The organism is Nonomuraea sp. NPDC050227, from assembly GCF_044459705.1.
Taxonomy (GTDB): Bacteria; Actinomycetota; Actinomycetes; order Streptosporangiales; family Streptosporangiaceae; genus Nonomuraea.
Genome location: NZ_JBITJF010000013.1, coordinates 104,676 through 122,441, shown reverse-complemented (window position 1 = coordinate 122,441; position 17,766 = coordinate 104,676). Strand labels below are relative to the sequence as shown.

Below are 17,766 nucleotides of genomic sequence, written 5' to 3'. Positions count from 1 at the left end.
GCGCTCGGGCTTCTCGCGCTCGGGAGCCGAACTGCTCCGGCTGAAGCGTGGGGCGAGGACGTTTCCCGTTCGCCCGGATGGCTGCCTACCGGCGGGTTCGAGGTGGTCAGCATTGGGTGTTCGGCGGCGGCAGGGTCAGATCGGTGAAGTAGCGGTTCATCAGGTCGCGGGCGCAGGGGTTGAAGCCGTAGAGGGTGTGACCGGGGCCGTCGTGGCGGATGGTGACGCTGCCGGGGACGGCGGCCAGGGCACGTTCGACCGCGTCCGACTCGCCCCAGGCGCCTGCTCCCAGGACCGGAGGCACGCCCTTCGGGAGGGGAGCGGGCGGGTTGGTGACCGGGGCCGGCCAGCCGATGCAAGTGAGGGTCGCCGAGGCCAGCGTGTTGGCGGTGCCGGTGAGAGGGGCGATCTTGCGGAGGCGGGCGTCGGTGCTGGCCAGTTCCTTGAGGGTCGTGGGGCGCGGCCAGTCGAGGCATTCGGTGACGGGGGTGGTCTGGTCGGGGTAGCGGGCCCCACGGGCTGGGACGAAGTCGGAGGCGTCGCCCTGGCCGGCCGCCTTGCGGATCGCGCGTGCCAGGGCGGGCCAGGCGGGGGCTCCTTGGCGGGCCATGAAGAGGGCGAGGGACTGCAGGTCGCGGGCGTTGTAGGCCATGTTGGCCGTCGTGGTGGGGATGGGCTTGCGGCGGGCTCGTTCGGTCAGCTTGTGCCAGAGGCCGGGTATGTCTTGGCAGTCGTGGGTGGCGCACCAGGTGAAGAAGCGCCGCATGGACTGCTCGTTGGACTTCGCCATCTCCTCCAGTTCGCGCGACCAGTCGGTGGGGCTGTGGTTCCAGGTGCCGTCGAGGACCATCGTGCGGATCTGGTCGGGGAAGAGGCGGGCGTAGTCCTGGCCGTAGAAGCCCGCGTAGGAGGCGCCGTAGTAGTTGAGCTTCGCGCCGCCCAGGGCCTTTCTGATCGCCTCCATGTCTCTGGCCTGGTCGGCCGAGCTCATGTTGGCGAACAGTTGGGGGTCTTGGTGGCGGCATGTCTCGGCGAAGCCGCGGTTGGTGTCGGACAGGCGGCCGAAGCCGGCGTCGTCACGCGGGGCTTCCGGGATGGGGATGCGGGTCCAGACGCACGCCAGGCCGGTGCTCAGGCCGCCGAACTGCTCGCCGTAGCCACGGGTGTCCCAGGTGACGATGTCCATGCGCTCGCGCAGCCGGGCCCACCACTCGGGGACGGCTGCGGTGGTGGCGATGCCGGGGCCTCCCGGGCCGCCGTAGGCGACCAGGACCGATCCTTTGGAGGCGCCGGTCGCCTTCAGCCTGCCCAGCTTCAGTGTGATCTTGCGGTCGTCGGGCTTGCGCCAGTCGACCGGGACCTGGAGGTCGGCGCACTCCATGCCGATCTTGTCGTTGGGGCAGGGCTGCCAGGTCAGTGAGGTTCCGGCGGTCATGGCGGATGGGGTGACCGAGGAGGGACGGGCTGGGCTCTCGCTGCCGGGTCGGGTCTCGGCGCTCGGGGTGGCGGTGGCCATGGCGGGTTGGCCGGTGATCACCAGCAGGGCGGCCAGGGTCGTGGCGAGGGGTTTCGGCATGCGGTCATGATTGCGGCGCGGGGGTCGGGAGCGCGTCGGACCAGGGTCTGATCTTGGAGCGGGGAAGTCCTACCACGGGTTGTCAGACCGTGGTCTGGCCGGTGCCACGCACCCGCTCTGTGGTCCAGCCGGTGCCACGCACGGCCCGTGGTCCAGCCGGTGTCATGCACGATCCGTGGTCCAGCCGGCGCCACGCACGGCCCGTGGTCCAGCCAATGTCAGGCAGGATCCGGAGCCCGTGTTACTGCTCGTGCAGGCTGTCTCGTCACCTCACCGTCGAGGAGTCTGTGCGGTCAGGACGCTCGGTGAGGGGCGGGTCGTCGCCCGGCAGGGGCGCGGGAAGGCGTCGTGCGCGTTCGAACGGCCTGGCAGCACGGCGGGCTCGGCGGGTACGGCTGCGCTAGCCTGCCGGGATGCGGCGGATTCTGGTGGCGGGCATCAGCGGGGCGGGCAAGTCGACGCTCGCGCGCGCACTGAGCAACCGGATCGGCGTGCCCTGTCACGAGATGGACGGCCTGTACTTCGCCGGGCCAGGTTGGGCCGTGGACGAGGCGTTCCCGGAGCGGGTCGCCGAGATCGCCGGGACCCCGGCGTGGATCTTCGACTCCTTCGGCTACCCGGAGGTGCGCGACCTGCTGTGGGAACGCGCCGACACCATCGTCTGGCTGGACTATCCGCGCCGGGTCGTCATGCCGCGGGTCCTGCGGCGCTCGCTGCGCAGGACGGTTCTGCGCGAACCCGTCTTCAACGGCAATCGGGAGACGGTCGCCGGATGGTTCCAGAGTGATCATCCGGCGTGGTGGGCCTGGTCGCAGCACGCGGCGCGACAGGCGGAGATCCGGCGGCGCACCCGTGATCCGCGTTTCGCTCCCCTGCGCGTGCTCCGCTTCACCGGCCCGTACTCGGCGGCGGTCTGGCTGCGGTCGGTCGGGCCCGCCTGACGACGGACCGCCTCCCCACAAAGGCGTCCGTCACCTCAGGGCCGTCTGCTTCACCCACGCGGTCGGCGGGGTGAACGTGGGGTGGGCGGACCGGGATCGCAGGATTCTGGACGTTCGGGGTGTTCGACCTCAAGGTGGGCGGAGGCGGCGCGGGAGAGTCGGGTCATGGTTGAGATGTCGTCCGCGCAAGGCGGCTCGCAGGAGCGCTCCCCCACCGGCCGGGTGCTCATGGCCGTCGCACGTCGCTGGCCCACGGTGCTGGGCGTGGCTTTCATGGTCTTCAATGTCCTCGGGCTGGAGGACGGGCGGGACGCGGCCCTTGTGGTGTTCCTCGCCGCGCTCGTCTACCTCGCCACGGCGGTGACCGGCAGGCCGCAGGTGGCCTGGCCGTTGTTCGGGGCGTCCGTGGTGGCGGTGGCGGTGCTGCGGCTGCTCGGGCTGACGCCGTGGCCGGGGCTGGTCGGGGGTGCGGTGTGCGTCGCCCTCGTCGGCCTGGCGGGCGGCCTGGCGGACGGGCTGGTGAGGAAGCCGACGCTCGTCGCGGCGCAGGTTCCCGCGATGCTGGTCTTCGGGGCGGTGTCGGTGGCCGCGCTGTCCCTGTCGCCTGCGTTCGGAGGCTGCCTGGTCGCCGCGGCCCTGGTCGGGCATGCCGTTCTGGACGTGGTCCTCTGGCGCAGGAACAAGGTGGTGGCCCGGTCGATGGCCGAGTTCTGCGCCGCGCTCGACCTGACGCTCGGGGCGGTGATCGTGGTGCTGACGGTCTCGGCCTAGACGGCGGTGTCGGCCGGTTCGAGGGCCGCAGGGCAAACCCAGCACTACCGGTGGGATTACCTTCATCCGGAGCCGAGAATTCCGACCTCGTGACCCGCGACCGCCACCTCGCATCGGGGCGGCGGCACGAGAAGAGGAACTCGACCATGCCCAAATATCTGATCCAGTCCACGTACACCACAGAGGGGCTCCGCGGGGTGCTGCGGGACGGTGGCACCGGACGCCGGCAAGCGGTGGATCGCCTGGTGGAAAGCCTGGGCGGGCGGGTCGAGCAGATGTACTTCGCGTTCGGCGAAACGGACACGTTCGTGGTCGTCGACCTGCCGAGCAACGCGGCGTCGGCGGCGTTGGGGATGGCGGTGTCGGCGTCCGGGGCGGTGCGGACGACAACGGTCGCCCTGCTGACGGCGGAGGAGGTCGACGAAGCCACCCGGATGGATGTGGCTTACCGGGCTCCTGGCGCGTGACAGCCAGGCGGCAGATGCAGGCGCAGGCCCATGCCTCGGCTCGCGGGATGTCGGCGAAGGCAGCCGTTGGACACGGCGGTGAGGCACTACGCAGGTGCGAACCGCGCGGCGAGGGCCAGAGTGGCGGCTTGTACGGCTCGCCGGGGAAGGTCAGGCGCGCTCAACCTCCAGCGCTGAGACGCGGTCGGCGATCTTCCGCAGCTTCGCCTCGAACACAGCCCGCGGGTCGTCGACGACGGAGGTGAGGGCCACCATTGCCGTCACGATCACGTCGCACAACTCGTCGGCGAGGTCCTGGCGGGTGTGGGAGGCGGGTTTGCGCGGGTTCTGGCCGAGTTCCCCGATGCGGGCCTCGACCGCCTCGCCGAACTCCTCGCCGATCTTCATGACGCGCAGCGTGAGCTCGTGAGGGTCCCGGCCGTTGTTACGGTCCAGCCACGCCACCAGCTCGCCGATCGTGGACCACGGGTCTGTCGAGGTGGGATCAGGCATCGGGCTCCTCCTCCATGCCGGCGTCTGGCGTCGAGGCCGGGCGTCCGCGTCACGGACGGCAGCGTTCGATGGACTCAGAGTGGTGCGCTCAGAGCGCCCAGCGCAATGATCGGTGGCGTGAGTTGAGCTTCTGCACCGTCGTGAGCGTGAGAGAGCTCGGTGTCCGGTGGGCCCGAGGGTTGCCGCCCTTGGGCCCACCGGGTGACGTACGCCCGCCTGGGGAGCGTGCTGCTAGACGTGGGCGAGCAGCACGGCGGGGTTCTCCACGCAGTCGGCGACGAAGCGCAGGAAGCCGCCCGCCGCGCCGCCGTCGCAGACGCGGTGGTCGAAGGTGAAGGACAGCTGGGTGATCTTGCGGGGCACCACTGCGCCGTCGTGCACCCAGGGGCGGTCGATCACGCGGCCCACCCCCAGGAGCGCCGCCTCCGGGTGGTTGATGATGGGGGTGGAGCCGTCCACGCCGAAGACGCCGTAGTTGTTGAGGGTGAACGTGCCGCCCGTCAGCGCGGACGGGGGCAGGCTGCCCGAGCGGGCCAGCGCGGTCAGGCGGGCCAGTTCGGCGGCCAGGCCGGCGGTGGTCATGAGGTGCGCGTCCCGGACCACCGGCACGACGAGGCCGCGTTCGGTCTGGGCGGCGAAGCCCAGGTTGATGTGGCCGTGGCGGACGATCTCGGCCCGGTCGGTGTCGACCGAGGAGTTCAGCTCGGGGAAGCGGAGCAGGCCGGCCACGCAGGCTCGGGCCAGGAGTGCCAGCAGGCCGATGCCCAGGTCCGGGCTGGTCCGCCGGAGGGTGTCGCGGATGGCGAGCAGGTCGGTGGCGTCCACGTCCACCCAGGTGGTGGCGTCGGGGATCTCGGTGCGGCTGCGGGTCAGCTTGTCGGCGACCGTACGGCGCAGGCCGCGCAGAGGGATGCGCTCCGCCACCAGGGCCACCGGAGACGCCGCCTGGTCGGCGGACGGGGCGTCAGGGGTCGCGCCGGAGTCGGCGCCCGGGTTGGCGCCCGGGTTGGCGATGGCGTGTTCGACGTCCCGGCGGAGGATGACGCCGTGCGGTCCGGTGGCAAGGACGGCGGCGAGGTCCACGCCGTGCTCGCGCGCCATCCGGCGCACCAGCGGCGAGATCACCCGAGGCGCACGCTCCGACCCGCCCGGGGACGGAGAAGCAACCGCCTCCAGCGCGGGTGCCGGTGCGGGGCCCGATCCCGGAGCGGGTGCGGGGGCCGGGGTGGAGGGAGCCGGGTTGGTGGGGCGGGGGCGGCGGCGGCTCTTGTGGGGGGTGCCGGTGGTGCCGTAGCCGATCAGGACGTTGCCCGAGCCGGCGCGTTCCTCCTCCCGGTACCGCGCCGCCGCCGGGTCCTCCTGCGAGTCCCCGACCTCGATGAGCGGCTCCCCCACCGCCACGACCGCGCCCGCCTCGGCGTGCAGGCGCAGGACGGTCCCCGCGTACGGCACGGGCACCTCCACCGCCGCCTTCGCGGTCTCCACCTCCACCACGATCTGGTCGATCTCCACCGTGTCCCCCACGGCCACCTTCCACTCGACGATCTCGGCCTCGGTCAGGCCCTCGCCGAGGTCCGGCAGCCGGAACACCTGCCGCGCGGCGGTCGCCGTCATGACGCCTCCCGGGTGAGGTGCAGCAGGTCGGGCTGGTCGTCGAACTGGAGCCGGTCCACGGCGTCGAGGACGCGGTCAACGTCCGGGAGGTGGGAGTGTTCGAGCATGGGCGGCGGGTACGGGATGTCGAACCCGGTGACGCGCAGCACCGGCGCGGCCAGCGAGTGGAAGCACCGCTCCTGCACGCGGGCGGCGATCTCCGCCCCCACCCCGGCGAACCCCTGGGCCTCCTGGATCACCACGCAGCGCCCCGTCCTGCGCACGGAGGCCACCACGGTCTCGTCGTCGAACGGGACGATCGTCCGCAGGTCGACCACCTCCAGCGAGAGCCCGTCCCGGGCGGCGGCCTCGGCGGCCTGGAGCGCCACGGGCACGCTGGGCCCGTAGGCGACGAGCGTCGCGTCGCGGCCCTCGCGGCGGACGGCGGCCCGGCCGAACCCGGCGGCGCGGCGGTCTTCGAGGGAGGTCTCCTCCTTGGACCAGTACAGCCGCTTGGGCTCCATGAAGATCACCGGGTCGGGGTCGGCGACGGCGTCGCGCAGCAGCCAGTAGGCGTCGTCGGCCGTCGCGGGCGTCACGACCTTGAGCCCCGGCGTGTGGGCGTAGTACGCCTCGCTGGAGTCGCAGTGGTGCTCGACGCCGCCGATGCCGCCCGCGTACGGGATCCGGATCACGATCGGCAGCGACAGCCGCCCGCGGGTGCGGTTGCGCAGCTTGGCCACGTGCGAGGCGATCTGCTCGAAGGCCGGGTAGGCGAAGGCGTCGAACTGCATCTCGATCACCGGGCGGAAGCCGCCCATGGCCAGGCCCACGGCCAGGCCCACGATCCCCGCCTCGGCCAGCGGCGTGTCGAAGCAGCGTTCCTCGCCGAACTCCTTGGTGAGCCCGTCGGTGACGCGGAAGACGCCGCCGAGCGGGCCGACGTCCTCGCCGAAGACGAGGACGCGCTCGTCCTCGCGCAGGGCGTCGCGCAGGGCGGCGTTCAACGCCTGGGCCATGGTCATCTTCGCGGTCATGTCAGTCCTCCCGCGCGGTCAGCTCGGACGCCAGCAGGGCCCGCTGCTCGTGCAGCTGGGGCGTCGGCTCGGCGAAGACGTGGTCGAACAGCTCGAAGGGGTCGGCCTCGGGGTCGGCGTTCATCGCCTCGCGCAGGCGCGCCGCGTACTCCTCGGCGACCTGGTGCGCGGCGGCGACGTCCTCGGCGCCGAGCAGGCCGCGCCCGCGCAGGTAGGTCTCCAGCCGGGCCAGCGGGTCGGCCGACTCCCACTGCTCGACCTCCTGGCTCTCGCGGTAGCGGGTGGGGTCGTCGGCGTTGGTGTGGGGGTCCATGCGGTAGGTGTGCGCCTCGACGAGGAACGGGCCGCCGCCGGTCCTGGCGTGCGTCACGGCGGCGGTCAGCACCGACAGCACGGCGACGAGGTCGTTGCCGTCCACCTGCTCGGAGGGGATGCCGTAGCCGATGCCCTTGTAGGCCAGCGCCGGGGCCGCGCTCTGCTTGGCCAGCGGGACGGAGATGGCGTACTTGTTGTTCTGGACGAAGAACACGACGGGGGCGCGCAGCACCGCGGCGTAGTTGAGCGCCTCGTGGAAGTCGCCCTCGCTGGTGCCGCCGTCGCCGATGAAGGCCATGACGACGCCGTCCTCGCCCTTGCGGCGCATGGCCTCGGCCATGCCGACCGCGTGGATCGTCTGGGTGGCCAGCGGCGTGCACTGGGGGGCGACGCGCGTGGCGGCGGGGTCGTAACCGCAGTGCCAGCCGCCGCGCAGCAGCGTGAGCACCTCAACCGGGTCGAGGCCGCGGGAGACGAGCGCGACCGAGTCGCGGTAGGTGGGGAACAGCCAGTCGTCCTCGCGCAGCGCGAGCACGCCGGCGATCTGGCAGGCCTCCTGGCCGCGGCTGGAGGGGTAGACGGCCAGCCGGCCCTGCTTGGTCAGCGCGGTCGCCTGACGGTCGAAGCGGCGGCCCAGGACCATCCGCCGGTACGCCTCCACCAGGTGCTCCCCGGCGGGCTCCGCGTACCCGGCGGGCGGCTCGACGGCGGTGCCGTCCTCGGCGACGAAGCGCACCGGCTCTGGTGAGGGCAGCAGGCCGTCGACCGTCTGGGGACTCCTCCTCACGGACATGGCGACGCTCACTTTCTCTGGACGTTTGTGAGGGAAAGCGTCCGCTTCCGGGGCCATCCGTTCAAGACATCAGGCATGATGAGCGACAAACGGCTTTATATGGGACTAGTGGAGGGCCAATTGTCAACCAACGAGGGCGTCGAGGGCGGCTGGCCGGGACGTTCGGCAGCAAACCTGGACGGAGTGGACCGGGCGATCATCGCCGAGTTGCTGCGCGACGGCCGGATGTCGATGCGCACCCTGGCCGAACGCGTGCACGTCTCGCGCGCCAACGTCTACGCCCGGCTCACCCGGCTGATGGACGACGGCGTGATCACCGGCTTCACCGCCGAGCTGGCGCCGCACCGGGCGGGCCTGGGCACCAGCGCGTACGTGTCGGTGACGATCGAGCAGAACTCCTGGCGCCAGGTCACGGCACGGCTGCGCGAGACGCCGTACGTGGAGCACTTCGCCATGGTCGGCGGCGACTACGACGTCCTGGTGCTGGTCAGGACGCCGGACAACGCCGCGCTGCGGCACGTCGTGCTGGAACGCATCCAGGACATCCCGGGGGTGCGGGCCACCCGGACCTGGCTGGTGTTCGAGGAGGCCCGCGGCCGGGGCGCGGAATGGGGGGCCCACGACAGCTGAGCCCCCACTCCGAGCCCCCACTCCGAGCCCTCGTTCAGCGCCCTCGTTCAGCGCCCTCCGAAGGTCGGCCTGCGCTTGGCGAGGAACGCCTCCACCGCGCCCGCGTGGTCGGCGGTGCGTCCGAGGCGGGCCTGCGCGCGGGCCTCCTCGGCGAGCACCGCGCCGAGGCCCTGCTCCCACCCCTGCGCGATGAGCCGCTTGGACTCGGCGTAGGCCGCGGTCGGCCCGGCCGCCAGCCGGGCGGCCAGCTCGCGTCCCGCCATGCACACCTCGGCCCCGGGCACCACCCGCCCCGACACGCCCCACGCGACCGCCTGCGCGGCCCCGAACGGCTCGCCGAGCAGCACCAGCTCCTTGGCCCTGGACTCGCCGACCGCCCGCGTCAGCGTCGCCGACAGGCCGGAGTCGCAGGTGAGCCCGATCCCCGTGAACGCCGTGGCCAGCTTGGCGTCCTCGGCCAGGACGCGCAGGTCGCAGGCGAGCGCGAAGGCCAGCCCGGCGCCCACGCAGGCGCCGTTGACGGCGGCGACGACCGGCTTGGGCATCGTGGCCAGGAGCCGGACGACCGGCGCGTAGTCCGCCTCGACGGTGTCGAAGGCGTGACCGGGGTCGGCGCGCAGGGCCTCGGCGTGCTCGGCGAGGTCCTGGCCGACGCAGAACGCGCGGCCCGCGCCGGTCAGCAGCACGGCCCTGACCGAGTCGTCGGCGGCGACCTCCTCCAGCGCCCGGCGCAGGGCCTGCTTGAGCCCGTCGTTCAGCGCGTTGCGGTGGTCGGGACGGTTGAGCGTCACGACGGCCACGGCGCCGTCGCGTTCGAGCAGGACCGGGGTGTCGTGCACGTCAGCCCTCCGGCCAGGTCTTGGCCACCAGGGTCAGCACGTCGTACGTGGCGACCGGGACGCCGTCCTGGTTGGTCACGGTGGCGTCCCAGCGCACCTCGCCGTAGTCGGCGCCGCTGCGCGGCGTGATCTGCTTGACGGTCAGCGCGACGGCGATGGCGTCGCCGGCCTTGACCGGGGTGAGGAAGCGCAGCCCGTCGACGCCGAAGTTGGCCAGCACCGGGCCGGGCGCCGGGTCCACGAACAGCCCGGCGGCCAGGGACACCACCAGGTAGCCGTGCGCGACGATGCCGCCGAACAGCGGGTTGCGGGCGGCGGCCTCGGGGTCGGTGTGGGCGTAGAAGGTGTCGCCGGTGAACTCGGCGAAGTGCTCGATGTCGGCGAGCGAGACCGTGCGCGGCGCGGAGGCGATGGTGTCGCCCACCCGCAGCTCGGCCAGCGACTTGCGGAAGGGGTGGACGCCGGAGTCGGCGCGGGCCGAGCCGGTCGTCCAGCGGCCGGTGATCGCGGTGAGCTGGTCCGGCGAGCCCTGGACGGCGGTGCGCTGCATGTGGTGCAGGACGCCGCGCACGCCGCCCAGCTCCTCGCCGCCGCCGGCCCGCCCGGGGCCGCCGTGGACGAGGACCGGCAGCGGCGAGCCGTGCCCGGTGGACTCCTTGGCGTCGTCGCGGTCGAGGACCAGGACCCGGCCGTGCCAGGGCGCGAGCCCGAGCACGACGGACCGCGCGACCTGCGGGTCGTGGGTGGCGACGGAGGCGACCAGGCTGCCCTTGCCGCGCGCGGCCAGGGCGACCGCCTCCTCGACGCCGTCGTAGGCGAGCACGGTCGCGACCGGCCCGAACGGCTCCACGTCGTGCGGCTCGGCGGCGCCGGGGCGGGCGCGCAGCAGCAGCGGGGTCATGAACGCGCCGCGCTCGGGGTCGCCCTCCAGCAGGGACGCGCCGCGCGGGTCGCCGTGGACGACCTCCGCGCCGGCCCGCAGCGCCTCCACCGCCTTGCGCACCTCCTCGCGCTGGCCCAGGCTGGCCAGCGGGCCCATGCGCACGCCGGGGTTGCGCGGGTCGCCGACGGTGATCGACGCCAGGCGCGCGGCCAGCGCCTCGGTCACCTGGTCCGCCAGGTTCGCCGGCACGAGCACGCGGCGGATGGCCGTGCACTTCTGGCCCGCCTTGACCGTCATCTCGGTGACGACGCCCTTGACGAACAGGTCGAACTCCGGATCGTCCGGGCGCACGTCGGGGCCGAGGATCGAGCAGTTGAGCGAGTCGGCCTCGACGCCGAGCACGACGCCGCCGTCGAGCACGTTCGGGTGGCGGCGCAGGATGCCGGCGGTGTGGGCCGAGCCGGTGAAGGCGACGGAGTCCTGGACGGTCAGCTCGTCGAGCAGCCCGTCGGGGCTGCCGGCCAGGAGCTGGAGCGTCCCCTCCGGCAGGATGCCGGACTCGATGATCTGCCGGACGGCCAGCTCGGTGAGGTAGGCGGTCTGGGCGGCGGGCTTGACGATCGAGGGCAGCCCGGCGAGGAAGGCCGGGGCCAGCTTCTCCAGCATGCCCCAGACGGGGAAGTTGAAGGCGTTGATCTGCACGGCGACGCCCGGCCGCGAGGTGTAGAGGTGCTGGCCGGCGAAGGTGCCGCCCTTGCCCAGGCGCTCCAGGCCGCCGTCGAGGAAGACGGTGTCGTTGGGCAGCTCGCGCACGCCCTTGCTCGCGTAGCTGAACAGGGTGCCGATGCCGCCGTCGACGTCGACCATGGTGTCGCGGGAGGTGGCGCCGGTGCGCGTGGACAGGGCGTACAGCGCGTCCTTGCCTTCGAGCAGGTGCTTGGCCAGCGCCTTGAGCAGGGCGGCCCGCTCGTGGAAGGTCAGGGCCCGCAGCGCCGGGCCGCCGGTGTCCCTGGCGTGCCTGACCATGGCCGCGACGTCCAGCCCCCGGCTGGAGATCCGCGCGACCTCCTCGCCCGTCGCGGCGTCGAGCAAGGGTTCCCCGTCGTCCGACGCGCGGAACCATCGTCCGGCGGCGTAGCTCTCCAGCAGCGCGCTCACGCTGTCTCCTCTCTTGCGCGGAAGCCCCGACTCATGCAACCGTATTACTGACCGAGCGATAAGTAAATAAGACCGATGTCTCGGAGGGACGATGACCACCACGCCGGCGGAGCCGGACCTGGAGGAGCGGCTGCAGTCCGCCTTCGACGCGACCATCGCGGGTCACGACCGGATCGAGCCCCGCGACTGGATGCCGGAGGCGTACCGCAGGACGCTCGTCCGCCAGATCGCCCAGCACGCGCACTCCGAGATCATCGGCATGCAGCCGGAGGGCGAGTGGATCGGGCGCGCGCCGTCGCTGCGCCGCAAGGCGATCCTGCTGGCCAAGGTGCAGGACGAAGCCGGGCACGGCCTCTATTTGTACTCCGCGTGCGAGACGTTGGGCGTCTCCCGCGCCGAGCTGACCGAACTCCTTCTGTCCGGGAAGCAGAAATACTCCTCGATCTTCAACTACCCGACGCTGTCCTACGCCGACGTCGGCACGATCGGCTGGCTCGTGGACGGCGCCGCGATCTGCAACCAGGTGCCGCTGTGCCGCACCTCCTACGGCCCGTACGGGCGCGCGATGATCCGCATCTGCAAGGAGGAGTCCTTCCACCAGCGGCAGGGCTACGAGCTGCTGATGACGATGATGCGCGGCACGCAGGCCCAGCGGGAGATGGTTCAGGACTCGGTCAACCGGTTCTGGTGGCCCTCCCTCATGATGTTCGGCCCGCCCGACGACCGCTCCCCCAACAGCGAGCGCTCGATGGCCTGGGGCATCAAGCGCAACTCCAACGACGAGCTGCGCCAGAAGTTCGTCGACATGACGGTCCCGCAGGCCAAGGCGCTCGGCGTCACGCTGCCCGACCCCGACCTGCGCTGGAACGAGGAGCGCGGGCACCACGACTTCGGGCAGCCGGACTGGTCGGAGCTGGCCGCGGTCATCCGCGGCGACGGGCCGTGCAACGCCCAGCGGATGCGCCACCGCCGCGCCGCCCACGAGGACGGCGCCTGGGTGCGCGAGGCCGCGTCGGCGTTCGCGAGCCGCACGGCTGCCGGGGCGGGCGCCCGATGAGCGCCGACCGGCGGGAATGGCCGCTGTACGAGGTGTTCGTCCGGGTCAAGCGCGGGCTCAACCACGTGCACGTCGGATCGCTGCACGCCCCCGACGACGCGATGGCCCTGCGGCACGCCCGCGACGTCTACACCCGGCGCAACGAGGGCGTGAGCATCTGGGTCGTGCGCTCCGACGCCATCACCGCCTCCAGCCCGGACGAGAAGGACCCGCTGTTCGCGCCGAGCGGCGACAAGGTCTACCGGCACCCGACGTTCTACGACATCCCGGGCGACGTCCCGCACATGTGAGAGGGGGTCCAGCGTGAGCGATGACCACGAGAGCATCTTCGACGGCCTGACCGGCGGGGACTCCGCGCAGTGGGCGTTCGGCACGGACTTCGAGGACCCGCTGGCGGGCGTGGACACCACCGTGCCCGACGGGGTCGGCTCCGCCGAGCTGGCCGCGTACTGCCTCATGCTCGGCGACGACGCGCTGGTGATGTCGCAGCGGCTCACGGAGTGGTGCAGCCGCGCCCCCGACCTGGAGGAGGACATCGCGCTCGCCAACGTGGCGCTCGACCTGCTCGGGCAGGCGCGCCTGCTGCTGGCGCGGGCGGCCGCGGCCGACCCCGGCGTGGTGCCCGCGCTGCCCGAGGGCTCGCCGGTGCCGCCGGAGGACGCGCTGGCGTTCTTCCGCGACGCCGGGCAGTTCAGGAACGTGTGGCTGGCCGAGGTCGAGAACGGCGACTTCGCGCACGTCGTCGTGCGCCTGCTGCTGTTCTCGACGGCCCGGCTGGCGCTGCTGGAGCGGCTGTCGGCGAGCGCGGACACGGTGCTGGCCGCCGTCGCCGCCAAGGGCGTCAAGGAGGTCGCCTACCACCGGGACTGGGCGGGCCGCTGGTTCCTCACCCTGGCCCAGGGCACCGAGGAGTCGCGCCGCCGGCTCGACGCCGCGCTCGGCGAGCTGTGGCCGCTGCTGGCCGAGCTGGTCACCGCGCATCCCGTCGAGCTCGCGCTCGCCCGTTCGGGCGTCGCCGTGGAGGCCGCCGCGCTGCGCGCCGACGTGGACGCCGTGCTCAACCAGGTGCTGACGGTGAGCGACGTCCCCCGCCCGGCCCTCGAAGACCGACGGGACGACGACAGGCCGGGCGGCGGCCGGGACGGCGTTCACACCCCGGCGCTGGCCGACCTGCTCGCCGACATGCAGTCGGTCGCCCGCGCCCACCCGGCAGGCCGCTGGTGACCGCCGCCGAGCACGCCGGCCCCGCGCCCGGGGACGCCCGCGAGCGCGCCGCCCGGGTCGCGGAGCGGGTGCGGGACCCGGAGATGCCGATGCTCACCCTGGCCGACCTCGGCGTGCTGCGCGGCGTCGAGCTGCGGCCGGGCCCGGACGGCGAGGTCGTGGTCGCCTCGATCACCCCGACGTACACCGGCTGCCCGGCCATGGCGACCATGCGCGACGACCTCGTCCACGGGCTGCGGGCGGCGGGTTTCCCGCGGGTCGAGGTGCGGGTCGTGCTCGACCCACCGTGGTCGAGCGACTGGATCTCCGAGCGCGGCCGGGACGCCCTGCGGGCCGCCGGACTGTCGGCGCCCGGACCGGCCCGGCGGACGTCCGGGCCGGTGCCGCTGACGCTCGGCCCGGCCAGGACCGCACCGGCCTGCCCGCGCTGCGGCTCCCGGGCCACCCGGCTGACCTCCGAGTTCGGCGCCACCGCCTGCAAGGCCCTCTACGCCTGCGCCGACTGCCTGGAACCGTTCGAGCATGTCAAGGAGATATGAGATGACCACGCTCGCGCCCGCGCCGGCCCGGGCGCACGCCGCCTTCCACGAGCTGACCGTGGCGGCGGTCGACCACCTGTGCGAGGACGCCGCCGCGATCACCTTCTCCGTGCCCGGCGAGCTGCGCCAGGCGTACGCCTTCCGCGCGGGCCAGTCGCTCACCCTGCGCCGCTTCGTGGACGGGCGGGAGGAGCGGCGGTCGTACTCGATCTGCGCCCCGGCCGGGGACGCGCCGCGCATCGGCGTCCGGGAGATCCCGGACGGGCTCTTCTCCTCCTGGCTCGTCCGCGAGGTGCGGCCGGGCACGCGGATCGAGGTGCAGCCCCCCACCGGCTCCTGGCAGGCCGACCCCGGCGCGGGCGAGCGGCACCTGTGCGTGGCGGCCGGGTCGGGCATCACCCCGATGATGTCGGTCGCCTCGACGGTGCTCACCCATCCCGGCGCGCGGGTGTCGCTGCTGTACGGCAACCGCAGCAGCCGCACCGTGATGTTCGCCGAGGAGCTCGGCGACCTGAAGAACCGGTACGGCCCCCGCCTCCAGCTCGTCCACGTGCTCTCCCGGGAGCCGCGCGACGTCGAGCTGTTCTCCGGCCGGCTGGACGGCGACCGGCTGCGGCGGCTGTTCACCGAGCTGGTGCCGATCGAGACGTTCGACCACGTCTGGCTGTGCGGGCCGCTGCGCATGGTCGAGGACGCCCGCCAGGTGCTCGCCGAGCTCGACGTCCCGGCCGCGAAGGTGCACGTCGAGCTCTTCTACGTCGACGCTCCCCCGCCTCAGCCGAGGCGGCCCGAGGGCGTGCCGGCGGGCGCGACGACCGTGCTGACGACGGTGCTCGACGGAAGGCGCACGACCGCCACCGTCTCGCGCGAGTCCACCCTGCTCGACGGCGCCCAGCAGACCCGCTCGGACCTGCCGTTCGCCTGCCGGGGCGGGGTCTGCGGCACCTGCCGGGCGGTGGTCCGCGAGGGCGCGGCGGACATGCGCCGCAACTACGCGCTCGAACCGGCCGAGGTGGACGCCGGTTTCGTGCTCACCTGCCAGACGTTCCCGGCCGGCGACCGTGTCACCGTGGACTACGACGCCTGACCCCGACGCAGAGGAGTTTTCCGTGACGAAAGCCCGCGCTCCCCAGGCGGAGCGCCCATGACCCTCATCGTCGAGGAGGGCGCCGACCGGGTGGTGTGGCGGCTCAACCGGCCGCAGGTGCGCAACGCGATCGACCGGGAGCTGGTCGCCGCGCTGCACGAGGCGTGCGCCGCCGTCGAGGACGAGCCGCGCGTCGTGCTGCTCACCGGCGAGGGCACGACCTTCGCCGCCGGGGCCGACATCGCCCAGCTCCGCGACCGGGACCGGGGCGACGCGCTGCGCGGCATCAACTCCAGGATCTTCGACCGGATCCACCGGCTGCCGATGCCGACCATCGCCCTCGTGGACGGTTACGCCCTGGGCGGCGGGGCCGAGCTGGCCTACGCCTGCGACTTCCGGATCGGCACGCCGCGCACCCGGATCGGCAACCCGGAGACCGACCTCGGCATCCTGGCCGCCGCCGGGGCCGCCTGGCGGCTGGCCGAGCTGGTCGGGGAGCCGCTGGCCAAGGAGATCCTGCTCGCCGGCCGGGTGCTGACGGCCGACGAGGCGCGGGCGGCGCACCTGCTCAACGACGTCGTGGAGCCGGAGGACCTGCTCGCCGCCGGCCACCGGCTGGCCGACCGCATCGCGGCGCGGGCGCCGCTGGCCACCCGGCTGACCAAGGCCGTCTTCCACGCCCCGCGCGCCGCGCACCCGTTCGTGGACGACCTGGCCCAGGCGGTCCTGTTCGAGACCGAGGAGAAGCACGCGCGCATGACGGCGTTCCTCGACCGGCGGAAGGAGCCGCGCTCATGACGTCTCCATCACCCCTGCCGCACATCGTCGGCGTCTTCGGCGGCGGGCGGATGGGGTCGGGCATCGCGCACGCCTTCCTCGCCGCCGGCAGCCGGGTCGTCGTCGTGGAGAGCGACCCGCGGGCCGCCGCCGCAGCCCTGGAACGGGTGACCGGCAGCCTGGCCAAGGCCGCGGAGAAGGGCAGGCTGGGCAGCCCGCTCCCGGACGTCCTGTCCCGGCTGCGCACGACGGCCGACCCGGCCGAGCTGGCCCCGTGCGAGCTGGTCGTGGAGGCGGTGCCGGAGGACGCGGCGCTCAAGGCCCAGGTGTTCGCCCTGGTCGAGCGGCAGGCGCCGGGGGCGGTGCTGGCCACGAACACCAGCAGCCTGTCGATCGGCGGGCTCGCGGCCGGCCTGGCCGCGCCGGAGCGCTTCATCGGGCTGCACTTCTTCAACCCCGTCCCGGTCAGCGACCTCATCGAGGTCGTCGTCGGCCCGCGGACGGACCCCGAGCTGGTCGAACGGGCCCAGGAGTGGACGCGGGCGCTCGGCAGGACGCCGGTCACGGTGGCCGACTCGCCGGGCTTCGCGAGCAGCCGGCTCGGCGTCTGCCTGGCCCTGGAGGCGATGCGGATGCTGGAGGAGGGCGTGGCGAGCGCGGCCGACATCGACACGGCCATGACTCTCGGCTACCGCCACCCGACGGGCCCGCTGCGCACCACCGACGTGGTGGGCCTGGACGTGCGGCTCGCGATCACCGAGCACCTGGCCCGCGAGCTCGGCCCCCGGTTCGAGCCGCCGCGGATCCTGCGCGACCTGGTGGCCGCCGGGCATCTCGGCCGCAAGACGGGCCAGGGGTTCTACACCTGGTGAGCCCCGGGCGCGTGCCCGGCCAGGCCGTCGAAGGCGATCACGGTGACGGCGTCGGCGACCATCGCCCGGTCGTAGGCGCCGTCCGGGCGGTACCACTCCACCAGCGAGTTGACCATGCCGAACAGCAGCCGGCTGACCAGCGCGGGCGGCACGTCGTCGCGCAGCGCGCCCTCGGCGACGGCGTCGGCGACCAGCGCGGCGAGGCGGTCGTCGAGCCAGCGGCGGCGTTCGAGCGCGGCCAGCTCGACCGGGCTGTTGCCGCGCACCCGGAGCAGGAGCGTGACGCTCGGCTGGTGGGCGACCAGCACCTCGACGCTGCGCCGCACGACCTCGCGCAGGCGTTCGTAGGCCGTGCGGCCGGCGGCGTCGCGGGTGGCGGCGGTGACGGCGGCGGTGAGCTCGTCGAGGGCGTCGTCGAGGGCCTGGCCGAGCAGTTGCTCCTTGCCCGTGACGTGGTGGTAGATGGCCGGCTTGGTCAGGCCGAGCTCCTTGGCCAGGTCTCCCATGCTGGTGGCGTCGTATCCCCTGCGGTTGAACAGCTCCACCGCGGCGCGCAGGATCGCGGCCTGGTCGTAGCCGGGTCGGCCGCGCCCGCGGCGCGGGGCGGGCCCGGCGGGCTCGGTCGTCGTCACGAAAGCCAGCATCTCACGGCAGATCAGACCTCTTCCCCGAGGCGGCGCACCCCCGGGACGCCGGAACGCTCGCGGGGTACAGT

General features: G+C 73.3%; 19 protein-coding genes. 11 read left to right on the top strand and 8 right to left on the bottom strand.

Annotated features, from left to right (window positions below; translation table 11 throughout):
- Positions 1-106: 106 nt before the first annotated feature.
- On the bottom strand, positions 107-1,576 hold the full coding sequence (locus ACIBK9_RS40315) for an alpha/beta fold hydrolase (RefSeq protein WP_397164130.1): 1,470 nt from the start codon (positions 1,574-1,576) through the stop codon (positions 107-109).
- A gap of 413 nt (positions 1,577-1,989) precedes the next feature.
- Between ACIBK9_RS40315 and ACIBK9_RS40310 the strand changes: the two genes are divergently transcribed.
- The 3 genes from ACIBK9_RS40310 (at position 1,990) to ACIBK9_RS40300 (ending at position 3,755) form a co-directional block, all read left to right on the top strand.
- The gene (locus ACIBK9_RS40310) at positions 1,990-2,517 is read left to right on the top strand and encodes a hypothetical protein (RefSeq protein ID WP_397164129.1); all 528 of its coding nucleotides are present in this window, start codon (positions 1,990-1,992) and stop codon (positions 2,515-2,517) included.
- A 165-nt stretch (positions 2,518-2,682) separates the two neighbouring features.
- Positions 2,683-3,288 (top strand): hypothetical protein, encoded by a 606-nt coding sequence (locus tag ACIBK9_RS40305; protein WP_397164128.1) that lies wholly within the window; start codon positions 2,683-2,685, stop codon positions 3,286-3,288.
- A gap of 146 nt (positions 3,289-3,434) precedes the next feature.
- Positions 3,435-3,755: a GYD domain-containing protein gene (locus ACIBK9_RS40300; RefSeq protein ID WP_358293340.1), complete on the top strand. Its 321-nt coding sequence runs from the start codon at positions 3,435-3,437 to the stop codon at positions 3,753-3,755.
- A gap of 150 nt (positions 3,756-3,905) precedes the next feature.
- Here ACIBK9_RS40300 and ACIBK9_RS40295 read toward each other — a convergent pair whose 3' ends face one another.
- The 4 genes from ACIBK9_RS40295 to pdhA form a co-directional block, all read right to left on the bottom strand.
- Positions 3,906-4,247, bottom strand: coding sequence for a MazG-like family protein (locus tag ACIBK9_RS40295; RefSeq protein ID WP_397164127.1), 342 nt, complete (start codon positions 4,245-4,247; stop codon positions 3,906-3,908).
- Positions 4,248-4,478: 231 nt separating this feature from the next.
- Positions 4,479-5,861 carry a dihydrolipoamide acetyltransferase family protein gene (locus ACIBK9_RS40290; protein ID WP_397164126.1) on the bottom strand — a complete coding sequence of 461 codons (1,383 nt, stop codon included), beginning with the start codon at positions 5,859-5,861 and terminating at the stop codon, positions 4,479-4,481.
- The gene (locus ACIBK9_RS40285) at positions 5,858-6,877 is read right to left on the bottom strand and encodes an alpha-ketoacid dehydrogenase subunit beta (protein WP_397164124.1); all 1,020 of its coding nucleotides are present in this window, start codon (positions 6,875-6,877) and stop codon (positions 5,858-5,860) included. The genes ACIBK9_RS40290 and ACIBK9_RS40285 overlap by 4 nt, the downstream gene beginning before the upstream one ends.
- 1 nt (position 6,878) lies before the next feature.
- On the bottom strand, positions 6,879-7,979 hold the full coding sequence (gene pdhA / locus ACIBK9_RS40280) for a pyruvate dehydrogenase (acetyl-transferring) E1 component subunit alpha (protein WP_397164122.1): 1,101 nt from the start codon (positions 7,977-7,979) through the stop codon (positions 6,879-6,881).
- 126 nt (positions 7,980-8,105) lie between these two features.
- Between pdhA and ACIBK9_RS40275 the strand changes: the two genes are divergently transcribed.
- Positions 8,106-8,615, top strand: coding sequence for an Lrp/AsnC family transcriptional regulator (locus tag ACIBK9_RS40275; RefSeq protein WP_397164120.1), 510 nt, complete (start codon positions 8,106-8,108; stop codon positions 8,613-8,615).
- A 47-nt stretch (positions 8,616-8,662) separates the two neighbouring features.
- On the opposite strand, the gene ACIBK9_RS40270 is transcribed toward ACIBK9_RS40275, so the two are convergent.
- On the bottom strand, positions 8,663-9,454 hold the full coding sequence (locus tag ACIBK9_RS40270; protein ID WP_397164119.1) for an enoyl-CoA hydratase/isomerase family protein: 792 nt from the start codon (positions 9,452-9,454) through the stop codon (positions 8,663-8,665).
- A gap of 1 nt (position 9,455) precedes the next feature.
- Complete coding sequence (gene paaZ / locus ACIBK9_RS40265; protein WP_397164118.1) at positions 9,456-11,495, bottom strand: phenylacetic acid degradation bifunctional protein PaaZ; 2,040 nt, start codon at positions 11,493-11,495, stop codon at positions 9,456-9,458.
- Between the two features lie 91 nt (positions 11,496-11,586).
- Here paaZ and paaA point away from each other — a divergent pair, with 91 nt between their 5' ends.
- From paaA to ACIBK9_RS40230, 7 genes are read left to right on the top strand one after another with little or no spacing between them, the layout of a single operon-like run.
- Positions 11,587-12,552, top strand: coding sequence for a 1,2-phenylacetyl-CoA epoxidase subunit PaaA (gene paaA / locus ACIBK9_RS40260; RefSeq protein ID WP_397164116.1), 966 nt, complete (start codon positions 11,587-11,589; stop codon positions 12,550-12,552).
- Positions 12,549-12,842 (top strand): 1,2-phenylacetyl-CoA epoxidase subunit PaaB, encoded by a 294-nt coding sequence (gene paaB / locus ACIBK9_RS40255; protein WP_352324188.1) that lies wholly within the window; start codon positions 12,549-12,551, stop codon positions 12,840-12,842. The genes paaA and paaB overlap by 4 nt, the downstream gene beginning before the upstream one ends.
- A 13-nt stretch (positions 12,843-12,855) precedes the next feature.
- Entirely contained in the window at positions 12,856-13,776 is a 921-nt protein-coding gene (gene paaC, locus ACIBK9_RS40250) for a 1,2-phenylacetyl-CoA epoxidase subunit PaaC (RefSeq protein ID WP_397164114.1), read from the top strand.
- Positions 13,773-14,315, top strand: coding sequence for a 1,2-phenylacetyl-CoA epoxidase subunit PaaD (gene paaD / locus ACIBK9_RS40245; RefSeq protein WP_387670030.1), 543 nt, complete (start codon positions 13,773-13,775; stop codon positions 14,313-14,315). Before paaC ends, paaD begins: the two co-directional genes overlap by 4 nt.
- Position 14,316: 1 nt before the next feature.
- The gene (paaE, locus tag ACIBK9_RS40240) at positions 14,317-15,402 is read left to right on the top strand and encodes a 1,2-phenylacetyl-CoA epoxidase subunit PaaE (protein WP_397164112.1); all 1,086 of its coding nucleotides are present in this window, start codon (positions 14,317-14,319) and stop codon (positions 15,400-15,402) included.
- 57 nt (positions 15,403-15,459) lie between these two features.
- Positions 15,460-16,200 (top strand): enoyl-CoA hydratase/isomerase family protein, encoded by a 741-nt coding sequence (locus ACIBK9_RS40235; protein ID WP_397164110.1) that lies wholly within the window; start codon positions 15,460-15,462, stop codon positions 16,198-16,200.
- Entirely contained in the window at positions 16,197-17,051 is an 855-nt protein-coding gene (locus ACIBK9_RS40230; RefSeq protein ID WP_397164109.1) for a 3-hydroxyacyl-CoA dehydrogenase family protein, read from the top strand. Before ACIBK9_RS40235 ends, ACIBK9_RS40230 begins: the two co-directional genes overlap by 4 nt.
- On the opposite strand, the gene ACIBK9_RS40225 is transcribed toward ACIBK9_RS40230, so the two are convergent.
- Entirely contained in the window at positions 17,039-17,683 is a 645-nt protein-coding gene (locus ACIBK9_RS40225; protein WP_397164107.1) for a TetR/AcrR family transcriptional regulator, read from the bottom strand. The genes ACIBK9_RS40230 and ACIBK9_RS40225 overlap by 13 nt on opposite strands.
- Positions 17,684-17,766: the final 83 nt, after the last annotated feature.